We start from the raw sequence: 13,126 nt of genomic DNA, 5'->3' as shown, positions 1-13,126 counted from the left end.
TAAAAAAAGGCCTTCAGTTATTTTGTAGATAAAGACGCCAAGATGGTAAGCTACACGTTTCTTAATTGTAATCGAGAGAAAGGATGAATTTCTACTAAATTGCAGGGAGCTAAAACATTCGCTTAAATGGCATCGTTACTCTCAAGAACGGATTTTTATCGAGTGAAAACCATAAATTAATTTTCGATACTAATCAACATAATACGATTGTTACGACAATAAATATCTACATGTATTGTTTAATTAAATTTTATTGATCCCACCAAACTCTAGCATCTTGTGTATCGCCACCAGCTAGGCGGGCGACTGCCGCGTTTACATTTGCTTTGTTGTTCCTATATTCTAGCAAAGTGTAGGTGTGCCTTCTAGGTATTTGCCCCGATGTATTAGCAGCCGCGGGTGCAGGTATTAAGATCGGGAAACCAGTTTTTCGCCATATGTTCCAGCCTTGCAATCCATCTGGATAGCTCGCTATGTAACGTTGTAAAGCAATATTTTTTGTATTAACGGCCGTTCCAACGGCATCAAGCATAACATCAGCCTGACTTAGATACGCCGACGACGGCATGCCTACACCCCACTGTTCATGAGAAAGTATAATGCCTTCCTGATACGTATCTGCTAAATTTTCAGACGTCCATCCTAAATTTGCAGCCTCAGCTCTAGCTAACGTAACTTGTGCAGCTGTTACTATATACACTGGAGACGATATGGTACGTAAATCACCCCTTAATACCCTAGCCCAAGTTAAATTTTCGTTGGTAAAAGTGATAGCATCAAAGCTAGATACGCCGTAAGGAACACCTAAATCTGAAGATGCAGTACTTCCGCTCTCTTCTGAGGCTCCACCAAATGCATTTTGTCTTAAATCATTACCTAAAGTATTAACTAAAAGATCTGTCATTGTTTTACTTTCTGCAAAATCTAAATGGCTATCATAAATGGCGAAGTACTTACTTTTAAAACCTGGGGCGGCTGTCAACTTAAAGTTTTGTTCGTTGGTTGAAATATAGCCATTTGGATCATTTAAAGCTAATTTAAATTGCGTTGCGGCATACTCAGAAGCTCCAGGATATCGCTTAGATAGTTGAAGCGACATCAACATTCTCATAGCGTTGGCTAATCTTTTCCAAGATGCAACATTGCCATTGTAGATGATATCACCCGTTATCGTAGAGTTATCAAAACTCGAAACAGCTTTTGTTAAAGCATTGATCATCCCTTTATAAATATCTTCTTGCTTATCGTAGGGAGGGGAAGTTACAGCAATGCCTTTAAGCGCTTGGCTATATGGGACATCTCCCCAACGGTCAGTAATTATCCAGAAAACATATTGTTGAACAATTATCGCAACGTTGTTTTGGTTATTGCTCTTGTTTTCTGTGATGATACTTTGTAGATCCCGCAACGCACCCATATAGTCTTCATAAAAATCTAGTTGTTGCAAAGCGTATATTGAAGCGCTTGGGCTTTGCGTTTCTGAAAAATACTGTGCATAACATCCCCCTTTAACGTCGAAAGCATACTCTCCTAACTGTGAAAGGCTATTAGCCAATAATGCCCCCACGTTTGCCTGGGTAGTAGCGTTAGGATTTCGATTGGTATCCCCAAAATCCTCAAGTTTACTGCACCCAAAACCGCCAGTTAACAATAAACTTATAAACGTGTATAAATATATCTTTTTCATATCACCTTGTATTAAATAATTGTTGTTAAAAACCCACTTTTAAGTTAAAACCGAAGCCACGTGTTCCAGGTAATTGCGCAATTTCTCCAATGGTATCTGAAATTTCCGACGGATCAAAATCTTTTGTTTTAGCATAGATTAATAATGGGTTTCTAGCTACCAAGGAGATTGTAGCACTTTGGATCCACTTATCTTTATTTAATTTCTTAACAGGAATTCGATATCCTAATGAGAGCTCACGCAATTTGATAAAGGTTAAATCATAGATATAATCATCGTAAATCATAGAGTTGTAAAGGCTTTGATAATAATCTTTCGCCTCTACATAATATTCAACTGGCAAACCTGTTGTTGCATCGACTCCTGTTACCTTAACCCCTCCACCATTAGCCACAGCATCTCTAACAGAGAATCCTTTATCATTAACGGCTGCTGTGCGAGCTGTTATACCACTATTAGACCCAAACATGCTGGATAATGAAAAGAATTTACCTCCAATTTGCCAATCAATGTTCGCATTTAGCTCAAAGTCTTTAAAAATCACGATTGAGTTCTGTACACCACCGGTATGCCGTGGGAGAACACTACCAAAGGAAACATTTGGATCATTAATAAAATGGCCATTAGCGTCTAATAACGGAATCCCATCTGCATTCCTTTTCTTTCCACTGCCATAAATTTGGCCCCACGGCTTACCTTCTTCATGAAACACACCTATACCAATTGAACCAGCCCCTGAAAATGTGCTGGTAACGTTATATTTTTTACTAATTTCCACTACCCTGTTATCTAACAAATTTCCATAAGTAGCAGAGATGTTCCACATAACGCTTGGTAGTTCTAGCGGTTGTGCTGCTATCTGCAACTCTAATCCTTTTTTGTTAATCTGCCCAATGTTTGTCAATATCGAGTTAAATCCAGATGCCGGGTTAACAGGAATGGTGGTGGGGAAGTTACGCTCAGTTGCATCCCAATAAGTAGCAGAAACTCCAAATTTATAGTTGAAGAATTTCAAATCTAATCCTATCTCTTTTCTTGTAGCAACGGCACCTCTAATGTCTGGATCTACCAACTCTTGAGGGCTAGTCATTAACAAGTTCCCGTTCCACTTCAATGGCAAAGCCTTATAGACCGAGCCTGGGTACTGATAAGTACCTATCGATTGTGGAACCTCTCCCCACGATACTCTCAACTTACCTAACGATAACCATGAGAAACTTTTCTTTGGTAATAAATCGCTAAACACGACTGAAGCTCCAATTGATTTCGATGTTACTCTATTATGGTCAATTGGTAAAGTTGAGAACAAGTCATTGCGCACAGAGCTTTCTATGAACAAATAGTTTTTGAATCCAAAAGCAGCTCTGGCAAAAAAAGCCCTATATTTGTTTAAAAACCTTTCGTAATCATTTATAGGTGTATCCTTAGAATTGTCAACTGTAAATAAATCAGGAACGATTAAACCATCTTTTGTCCGTACATTAAAATTTTTCGATTCTTGTTTAAATATATCAGTGCCTACGGTTGCGTCAACGTTAAAATCTTCTATTTTCTTAGCATAGTTTCCTAAAAACTCATAGTTTTCTCGGATTTCGTAAGCATTATTACTAGCGTAATATCCTTTGGTCCTTTCATTGAAATCAATTGTTTGTATTCCACTGTCGTATAATTTCGAACTATATTTATCTTCGCCATAGGAAGTATTTTGCTGTTTCCGATACGTTCCGGTAAGTTGAAAATCTTTACTTATCTTATAGGTTAATGCGATATTTCCGTACAAACGATCTTGTCGGGTAACTTTATCAACCAAATCGACATAAGTATAAGGGTTGTACCAATAGTTTGCAGCATAAAATCCTTTCGGATCTGCGGCATCAAAGGCGGTTGGGTCTTTATGATTCCAGCTTGCATAAATCATTGAATTATCAACTCCTGGTATCGTTAAGCCTCTAAGCTCTTTCATAATTCGCATATCCAAATCTCTATGAAACCATTGGTTAAATAAGCCAGTGTTTTGATTGTTATAGCTATCATTGATCTCACCTTTTAATATTGTCTTAATGTAATTGACATTAGCATTTAAGGTTAATTTTTTCGAAATATCATACGTTGCATTCAGGTTTAAAGTATTTTTCTTCAAGCTGGTACGTGGGGATACACCTTTAGTGTACTGATCGCCGTATGATAATGCGAAGTTATATCTATCGCCTCCGGTACGATAAGAAACGGTATTATTTAATACTATACTTGTTTGGTAATAGTCCTTAATATTATTTGGCTGGGGAGTTAACAGCGCTGTTTTATAAGAATACTTCGTTCCTCCATACCATGCATACCAAGGAATATATTCTTGACCAACCATGCGAGGGCCCCAACTGACATCATCACTATAATTGTGGTAATACTTTCCATCCAAAGCTTTCCACTCTACAGGATCTGTTGATTGCCAGCTATATTTTATCAAATCTGCACTGCTACCGCCGGCATATTCATTTTGATAGCTTGGAAGCAGGTAAACATTATCAATAGTAGCTCCTAAATTGAGGAAAACTCCAGCGCCATCGCTTTTTTTACCTTTTTTGGTAGTGATTAAAATTGCTCCATCTAAAGCCTGAGGCCCCAATAATGCGACAGCTGATGGAGCCTGTAATACCGAAACATCTTCAATATCATCTAAGTTGATGTCATCTGCATTTGGCAAAATAGTTCCGTCCACCACATATATTGGATTGTTTCCTGTACTGAATCCACTGGCGCCTCTAATTCTGAGATTAGTATTTCGACCCAATGCAGCGGCTGACTGGCTTCTAACTTGGATACCTGCCACTTTTCCCGCCAATGCGTTGTTTAAGTTTGTAGCCCTTATCACATTTAACTTTTCTCCAGATATCGATTGATTATTTGCTACGGTCGATCTAGTTGTTTGTTTTGTACCATAGGCCCCATAAATGGTCACCTCATCTAATATTTCCGAATCTAGAGCCAATGCAACGTTAACGGTAGTTCCATCAAGTTTTATTTCTTTTGTGCCAAAGCCGCTGTAAGAAATTACCAACGACTTCCCATTTGAAGGTACTTTAATGGAAAATTTGCCATTTACATCTGTTGTTGTAGTGGCTGACCCATCTTTTACTCTTACGACGGCACCAGCTATAGGCAAGTTATCTTCACTTGATGTTACTGTTCCTATTACTGTATGCTCTTGAGCAAAAGCAGTAGTTATTACAGCACAAAAAATGAGCAAAGTTTGTAGAATTTTTTTCATAGGTGTTTTGATAGTTGTTATTATTTTTTTGCGCAAGATATGTACAAGATTTTTGTTACACTAGTTTTTTGTGCACTTTTAAACAACTTATAGTTGTGTTAATGAGACGTTTACAACAAACAACTAAACAATCCATTTCTATGAACCTCTTCGTATCATTAAGTTATGACCACTCTCTGCAACAGCGTACTTCGCAGGCAATTGAATTGGGCATTGTGTTTTTTAGTTTGATCTTTATTGGCCTAGGTAAGTATAGCGTGGGTGGGAAGTAGGGTTATTACAGCACTAACATCAATCCTTTTCTATATCAAATTTGTCTAACTTATCGTCACCGTCATTTATGTTTATATTTTAAATAAAAGTGTTTGAAGATGGGTTTAGTGTAAGCTCAAAAAGCAAAACGGGGTGAATTGAATTAATTCACCCCGTTTTGCTTTCTTTTATGGTCTACACCTATGGCCTTGTATCCCAAAATGTTCTAACACCCAACGATGCTTTTTGCTTACCACCTGGTATGTTAGGGTTAGCATCAACTTCAGATTGAGGATAATAGATCGTCCTAGGAGTAAATGTTATAACTGCATTACTAGGAATACTAATCGCTGGATAGCCCGTTCTTCTCCAATCGCTCCAAGATTCCATTACCACACCATAGTTGGCGATATACTTTTGCTCAATGATTTGCTGTAATTGTTGTGCAGTTGTACCAGTTAAGATACCGTTCGCAGCCAAATAAGTTGCCTGATCTGTCGCAGACACGCCTGCATCCGTCAAAGCAGCAGTAATACCAGCAGTAAAGAAGGTCTGCGCTACACCGGTGACACCGAAACGTAATGCCGCTTCAGCTCTAATGAAATTATATTCTGCATAAGTCAACATTCTAACAGGAGCAGCACCAGTATAAACAGTTCCAGTAACTGCGCCTCTTAAATACGTATGTAATTTCGAGTATAAGGTAGAGTTATTGGCAGCGCCAACAACTGCCCCCCTATAAAATGGCGCTGCTGTAAATGGAGAAAAATAGCTAGCTCTTCTAGGATCGTTTTTGCTATCCATCAATGTAACTAAAAAATTTCCAGCCACCAAGTAACCTGCTCTAGCTGTTTCAAACTGATCAATTGGGTTTCTACCCCCAGCAATATCTGTAAATGTCATCTGAAAATTATCCGCATTACTTGTCATAAATTGAGCTCCTGAACCAATTAGCGTATTCATGTTAGAAGTCAAAAAAGTCGAATTTTTTTCAGAATAATGAAGATATAATCTCAGTTTTAAAGTATTGGCAAACTTAATCCAGTTAGTACGAGTGGTTGTAAAACTTCCTGGAAATATAGTTGAATTTGTGCCAGGAACTTGTTTTGACGTGGTCGCATTCACCTCGCTTATACCTTGATCAATTAAACTGATCAAAGCCGTATAAATCTGTTCATCATCATCATATTTTGGCGCTACGTTAGCTGTTAGCTTCATTGCTTCAGAATAAGGCAAATCCCCGTAGGCGTCAACTAACACTTGGTACATATAGGCCTTTAACAATTTAGCCACACCAGAATAATTGGGGCTTCCCTCCTCTGTAGCTATTTTAATTATACTTTCGATATCACTTAAGATTCCTGCATAAGCTGTACTGAAAAGGTTATTTGAATCCTGACCTGTAATTAGATATTTATCAAACTCTTGAGTCTGGTTTAAAGTACCATTACTTTGACCCGAGTACTGCTGCATGAGCAATGAACTATACCTATTAAGATCACTTCCCATAAAATAACCAATATTCGCAGTTACGGAAGTGAGGATGGTAGGCATTGGAGCCTGAATAATGGAATCAGGGTCCTTATTAATGTCGTAGAACTTCTCACATGAGCTCGTGGTTAAAACTAAAGCCGTGATGATAGTCATGTATGTATATTTGAACTTTTTCATTTTCTTATAAGGTTAGTCTAAGGTTAATACCGTAAGTTCTAGTATTTGGAAGCGAATTGAATTCTAAACCTTGTGCATTAGAAACACCTAACGCATTTTGCTCAGGATCAAAATGAGGGTAATTAGGAGCATGCAGAAATAAGTTTCTACCAAATACTCCAACTTCAACATTTCCGAATGGAGTTCTTGCCAGCGCTGACTTAGGTAATTTATATGATAGCGCCGCCTCTCTGATCCTAAACCAAGTTGTATCGTAAATGAACCCTTCTGCAGCTACATACTTCCCTGTATTTCCATAATAAAGCTGTGAAGATATCATAGTTGTGTTAGGCTGACCATTTGACGCATAAACTCCATCAAAAATGCGATTATTTTGTAGCACGCCAGCACCATCGTATCTCGGCAGATCAGCCGTTTCGGCAGCAACTCCATTTCTTTGAACATCGGCTATATTTCTAGAATATTGATCTCCGCCTTGTCTCTTATCTAATAAAACGCTTAAGCTGAAATTTTTGTAATTGATATTACTTTGCACTCCCGCTGTCCAGTCTGGATTTGGATTTCCAATCTTTTGTACTCCCGATGTGGCTTGAGGCAGACCTGCGGCAGTTAATAGTAATTGTCCTTGAGCGTTTCTTTGGTAAGCGTTACCATATAGCGATCCGTACTCTTCTCCAGCTACTAACCGCACATTAGGAGTAACAAAACCTCCCAAAGTTATCACTGATACGCCTGGTGCCAATTCGTCAACCATTGACTTATACTTTGTAAAGTTTACACTAATGTCCCAAGAAAAATCTTTTGCTTTAAGCGGGGTACCGCCAACTAACAGCTCAACACCTTTAGTAGACAGCTTACCCGCATTCATCACAACTGATGAAATACCAGATGTTACAGAAACGGGTACAGAAAGAATTACATTTCTAGTTTTCTTGTTGTAATACGAGCCGTCAATAGTTAAGCGATTATTAAAAAATGCTAGCTCACCACCGAATTCGATTTCTCTTGTAAACTCTGGTGTGATATTAGGTTGACCAGCCCCATTATTTAATGTAAATGCTGTTAAGCCATTATAAGGAAATATGATCCCAGTCGTGAAACCGTCTCCAGCTGAACTTTTGCTATAATATGTATCAGTAGAGTAAACCGGTGCTCCTTTTCCTACTTCACCAATATTTGCTCTTATTTTAATTAAATTAACGTAACTACTTTTGATTGATGGAAAAGCTTCCGTAACTTGAAAGCTAAGGGCTGCCGCTGGATAAAAAATAGACCTGTTTTCTTTAGTTAGTGTCGAAGCATAATCGTTACGTGCTTTGATGTTCAAGGTTAAATAATTTTTATAATCGACAACTAAGTCTCCGAAATATCCGACTAAACGCGACATAGAACTGCCTTTAGAGGGGAAAAAGGTTGTTGCGTTCTGAAGATTATCGTAGCCTGCAACAGCAAGTTGATAAGCGGTTACAGAAGAGCTATATGAGTAGTTTTGCACAATCTCATTACCTAATGTCGCTGAAACATTAAAATCGCCATATTTTTTAGATCCGGTAATTGTTGCGTAAGTGTTTAAGTTTCTGACACCGTTCTCAGCATCAAGAATACCGCCTACCAAACGGCCTGTAGATCCCGTAAAACCGCCACCTCGATTTCCTATTTCGTCGAAACTTTTACTTCTTCTATTGTAAAAATCTGAACCTATTTTAACATCTGCATGTAGCCAATCTAGGATATCATATCTTGCGTTGATGTTACCATAGAAACGATTTAAATCTTCTTTGTATTTATTATACTTTATAGTCCAATAAGGATGATCTTCTGCACCATACCATAATTGCTGACCGGTTGCATTTTCAAAAGGTATATTAGTTAAATCGTAACTCCTTGGCGTGAAATAAGCTCTAAAAAGCGGATTTGACAATTGATTGCCTTGACCAGTACGCTTTGAGTTGTTTGTAGTAAAAGTAAATGAAGTACCTACTGTTAATTTATCAGTTATTTTGGTTGAGCCATTAAAAGTAACGTTATTCCTGTTAAGCCTGTTATTTGCCAAAACATACGTCTCATTTAGATTACCATAAGACAAACGGAATGTAGATTTATCTCCACCACCGGAAAAACTTATATTATTTTGTGCATTATGAGCTGTTTTGAAAATATCAGCAACATTATCCGGATAAGCAGTTAAAACTTCTGGCTGTCCGAAAAAATTAGTAACAGTTTGACCTGTAATCTTAGGACCCCAAGATGTTGTGGCCCCAGTACCTCCACCCAAAGCTAAACCTCCAGCTGTAGAATTTATATTACCTGGATTATAAACTCCACTGTTGCCTTGTGCATATTCATTCTGATATTCTGGCAGTCTATTAACCTCTCCAACATTATAGCTGGAACTGATAGTTATATTATTTTTAGTTCCTTTTGTGCCTTTTTTAGTAGTAATTAAAATTACACCAGAAGCTGCTCGAGAACCATACAACACGGTAGCCGCTGCACCTTTTAAAACAGAAATAGACTCGATATCTTCCGCATTGACATCTGAAGCTCTATTAGATGATGAAGCGCCTGTTTGTAGATTCTGTCCTCCGCCACCATTGTCAATTGGCACACCATCGATAACATAAAGAGGTTGATTACTTCCCGTGAAAGTTGTAAATCCCCTTATAATAACACTAGATCCTGTAAAAGCTCCGCCGGCTCCGTTTACCCTCACACCAGCAACTTTAGCTCCTAAAGCATTAGTTATGTTTGAAGCCTTGGCGGTAGTTAGCTCGCTGGCCGTCACTGTACCGGTTCCATAACCAAGCGATTGTTTGCTCCTTTCAACGCCAAAGGAGGTCACTACAACTTCACTTAATGCATTTGCATTATCTAATAACGAAACATTTAGAACGTTGGACGAGCCGATAGTAATTGACTGTGTCGCAAATCCAATTGAACTAAATTCAAGTGTTGTAGCCGAGGCAGGTACTGATAAAGAGAACTTTCCATTTGCGCCTGTAGACACGCCAACATTAGTTCCCTTGACTTTTACGCTCACTCCTGGTATTGGAAGGCCGTCTTCTTTAGACGTAACCGTACCAGTAATTGTTCTATTCTGCGCCATTACCGATGTGGCAATAAATAGCAAAATGAACAAACTTTGTAGAAGTTTTTTCATAAGTTTTTAAAAAATTAGGTTAGTTAATAATTAATTATGAACGCAAGATAGACACAAGCTAACGGCTCAAACAAGTTTTCAAATGACTTTCAAACAACCTAAAGTTTTAAAAAACAGATAGTTACATTTCATAAAAATCGATTCAATAGTCGTTTTTACCGCATAGAAGCCGCTTTAATTGACAGACAGAAAAGCGAAAGATTATTCATTATTGGAATAAATACCTTTTCCGCAAAAATGTATTAAGTAGCCGCCTAAACATTTAAATTATACAGAACCAAAGTAGCGTCCACCAAAAACTGGCTAAATTAAACCTAGCAATACTCTAGCAACAAATTACGTGCTGTAACTAGTTGCCGCTGAACATCTCTTTTGAAGGCGCAACTGTTCCGTATCACCTGAAATAAAAAATGGGAAAGATAACTGACTTGGCAACTTGACACCTACACAAATGCAAACCATAAAATGCCATCTATCGAGTTGGAACTTCCGAGGTATTAACTCTTTTTGCGATTTTCCGATTGTTAAAGTGACTGTGGCGGTCAACTCTCCAATCCAATTGCTTCGACGTTGTAGGCGGTGTGCATCTGTTATTAAGCTTCATCTTTAAGCAGCTTCGAAAAGATGTAGGCACATCCTGCCCCGAAAGTTAAGAGTGCCGAAGTATTTAACTAATGAATTAGAAAATCGCTTATGTTTGGCCACTATTGCCACACTTAACGCTTCTCTTGCAATTGAATTGCTTGATCTTTATAGGTCTGAAAGTAGCTTCTACTTACTACTTGACCACATCTAGTTCTAAAATTTTAGAAAACGTAGCGCCGCTTTTTGAAACCGCTTGTATTACCACTTTATACTTTCCGACTAAATCTGGAGCAAAAAAACTGGTGGTAAAGATATTATCCGGTTTAACAACCAAGTCGGGGTTCCAATATAATGCGCTTCTGTAATTTGGAATTGGATTTAAACGACTGTCTTCACTCTCGTACCTAACCTCTTGAAATTTAACCTCGTCCTGCAGTCCTTCATAATCAACTACCATGGCATTCCGGCTCAAATAATAATCAGAAATATTGGCCTTTTTACTTCTAAAATGAAGTATGCCGTCATAGGTTTCTCCGTTATAGTGATACTTACTTTTAACTATATCTAATTTAAATATATCATCTGGATTGGTAAGCAACATTTTATCGAGGTCGAAATAAGGTATGCCATCATAAAGAACTAAAGGATTGTCTTTTAAGTACTCATCGCCGCCTACTATCTTTAAACTAAATCCCTTTTGTCTTTTTATTAGCGTTATTTCTGAAACATATTCCCTTAAAACATCTTCCAATGTATTAAACTTAGTATAGTCTGATAATACATAAGTTTTATCTGGACTCCCGTAGAACATATTAGTATCAATTTGATTTGGAACAAATAAGTACGGGGTTTGTCCATAAGCTTTTTCAACCTGATTTGCGAAAACGGAAGCCTGCAACTGATCGCCCGGTTTTGTAAAAGTGAGTGGAGCAGCTACACGCGATTTACTTTGACTATTTCCCTCGTAAAATGGGTTGTTTATCGAAATTTGGGTTGTGGAATCTTTACTATAGTCAGTCTGTATGATCAATTCATGTTTTCCAAATAATTTTCCGGGATTAAATATAAAATTACCCGAAGAATCTGTTTTAGTTTGGTAGAATGTTGCTGGGTTTTTCGTGGAACTTAAATAAAGTGTTCTACCTCTATCCAGACCTGAACTTATTTTCCCTTGTATCAAGTTACCATTGTGTTCTGGCAAAAATTTCATTGTCACCGAGTTTTCACTCCAAGTATAGGTTTTCCAATCTTGAGTCAATAAAAAATCATCCATAGTAGCTGCATCTGTTTCCGCTAGATCTATTGTTCCGTTTCCGAAACTCTTTAGGGCTAACCATGAAAGATTTGGATCATTTATTTCGTTATAAAATTGATCTATTTTGTACACCGAAATCGAACCATACAGGGGTTCATTTAGGTCTTTTTTCACAACATCAATAGAAGAAGTGGAAATCGTTAAATCAATTTTTTGACGTTGTTTATACACCGGTTTAGATACCGTTGCGTTTAAAGCTAAACCTTTACCAAATGGCTTAAAAAATATTCTCTTCGCTAAAGTTTTCCCACTGTTATCTAAAATTACCAAATTGTGTAAACCACTTTCTACGCTATTTTTCTCAAAATTAAAGTCGAGCTTCCCGTTCGCAGCGTGGAATTCAGATACATTTTCAATTTTATTTTCGTTGTGGATAACCACGAAAACTTTTCCGTCTGATTTATTCGCAGAAACTGAAATATCCCAATAACGTTCGCTTTCTGAAAGTTTTATAGCATAACCAGCTGTTTGAGCTGGGGGTAAATTCTTTACGATTATGTCCTTTGATATTCCTGCTACGAACTTGTAATTCTCATTACTTTTAGGCTGTAACTCAAATGTTCCTATGCCACTTTCCGAAGTCTTAACTACGGCTACAGTATCATTTTTTGAGTTAACTATAGCGCCTTTTATACGCAAGCCCATCCCATTATTCGTTACCCTAACTGCAATCTTACTTTTCAGATTTTCAATCAAGTGTCCACCTTCAGGGTAGAAATCAACCTTATTTTCGCTTAATGCCCACTTTAAGTTGTTAGGGTTAGTAATATCTAGCGACTGCTGAAAAAAACCACTTTCTCCAGCATTTTTCATCAAATTAGTATAGGCTCTGATGCTATACCTGCCAGTTTCCAAACTGCTTGGCAATACCAGCATCCCCTTGCCTAGTCCGTTTTCTAAAGAAACCATCACCTGCACTTTTGGCTGTTGGTGATCATCTAAGATTTCTACGTAAGCCACCTTACTAAGATTGCTTAATTGTTTTGTAAGGTTACTAAAGTTATAAATTTTAAACCAAACGGTTTCCCCTACCCAATAGGCAGATTTATTTACATGAGCGTAAATTTTGTCATTAATAATTACTTTTTCTTTTTCAAATTTATCAACCAATTTAGTTGGTAACTGCGCTTTGACCGATAATGTCAAAACAGATAAAAGTAAACTCAGACTAACGATTTTTTTCAACATTTC

At 37.6% G+C, this 13,126-nt stretch carries 6 protein-coding genes; 1 reads left to right on the top strand and 5 read right to left on the bottom strand.

All coding sequences use genetic code 11. The annotated features are described in order from the left end of the window. Positions 1-250: 250 nt before the first annotated feature. Positions 251-1,687, bottom strand: a complete 1,437-nt coding sequence (locus tag ACY2A0_RS08440; RefSeq protein ID WP_461789115.1) for a SusD/RagB family nutrient-binding outer membrane lipoprotein — start codon at positions 1,685-1,687, stop codon at positions 251-253. A 25-nt stretch (positions 1,688-1,712) separates the two neighbouring features. Next, on the bottom strand, positions 1,713-4,952 hold the full coding sequence (locus tag ACY2A0_RS08435) for a SusC/RagA family TonB-linked outer membrane protein (protein ID WP_461791332.1): 3,240 nt from the start codon (positions 4,950-4,952) through the stop codon (positions 1,713-1,715). A gap of 101 nt (positions 4,953-5,053) precedes the next feature. Between ACY2A0_RS08435 and ACY2A0_RS08430 the strand changes: the two genes are divergently transcribed. Beyond that, positions 5,054-5,224 carry a hypothetical protein gene (locus tag ACY2A0_RS08430; protein WP_461789113.1) on the top strand — a complete coding sequence of 57 codons (171 nt, stop codon included), beginning with the start codon at positions 5,054-5,056 and terminating at the stop codon, positions 5,222-5,224. A gap of 181 nt (positions 5,225-5,405) precedes the next feature. Here the strand turns inward: ACY2A0_RS08430 and ACY2A0_RS08425 are convergent, their stop codons facing one another. The 3 genes from ACY2A0_RS08425 to ACY2A0_RS08415 all read right to left on the bottom strand — a co-directional run bounded on the left by ACY2A0_RS08425 (position 5,406) and on the right by ACY2A0_RS08415 (position 13,123). Further along, the gene (locus tag ACY2A0_RS08425) at positions 5,406-6,875 is read right to left on the bottom strand and encodes a SusD/RagB family nutrient-binding outer membrane lipoprotein (RefSeq protein ID WP_461789112.1); all 1,470 of its coding nucleotides are present in this window, start codon (positions 6,873-6,875) and stop codon (positions 5,406-5,408) included. A gap of 4 nt (positions 6,876-6,879) precedes the next feature. Then, on the bottom strand, positions 6,880-10,035 hold the full coding sequence (locus ACY2A0_RS08420) for a SusC/RagA family TonB-linked outer membrane protein (protein ID WP_461791331.1): 3,156 nt from the start codon (positions 10,033-10,035) through the stop codon (positions 6,880-6,882). Between the two features lie 778 nt (positions 10,036-10,813). Beyond that, entirely contained in the window at positions 10,814-13,123 is a 2,310-nt protein-coding gene (locus ACY2A0_RS08415; RefSeq protein WP_461791330.1) for a hypothetical protein, read from the bottom strand. Positions 13,124-13,126 lie beyond the last annotated feature (3 nt).

It is taken from the genome of Pedobacter sp., from assembly GCF_965249885.1.
Classification (GTDB): Bacteria; Bacteroidota; Bacteroidia; order Sphingobacteriales; family Sphingobacteriaceae; genus Pedobacter.
Note: the sequence above shows the minus strand (reverse complement) of the source record. Positions and strands in the feature narration are given on the sequence as shown.

Bases quoted from the DNA above. Each gene is read 5' to 3' on its own strand.
- ACY2A0_RS08440 (WP_461789115.1), bottom strand. From the start codon at position 1,687: ATGAAAAAGATATATTTATACACGTTTATAAGTTTATTGTTAACTGGC.
- ACY2A0_RS08435 (WP_461791332.1), bottom strand. From the start codon at position 4,952: ATGAAAAAAATTCTACAAACTTTGCTCATTTTTTGTGCTGTAATAACT.
- ACY2A0_RS08430 (WP_461789113.1), top strand. From the start codon at position 5,054: ATGAGACGTTTACAACAAACAACTAAACAATCCATTTCTATGAACCTC.
- ACY2A0_RS08425 (WP_461789112.1), bottom strand. From the start codon at position 6,875: ATGAAAAAGTTCAAATATACATACATGACTATCATCACGGCTTTAGTT.
- ACY2A0_RS08420 (WP_461791331.1), bottom strand. From the start codon at position 10,035: ATGAAAAAACTTCTACAAAGTTTGTTCATTTTGCTATTTATTGCCACA.
- ACY2A0_RS08415 (WP_461791330.1), bottom strand. From the start codon at position 13,123: ATGTTGAAAAAAATCGTTAGTCTGAGTTTACTTTTATCTGTTTTGACA.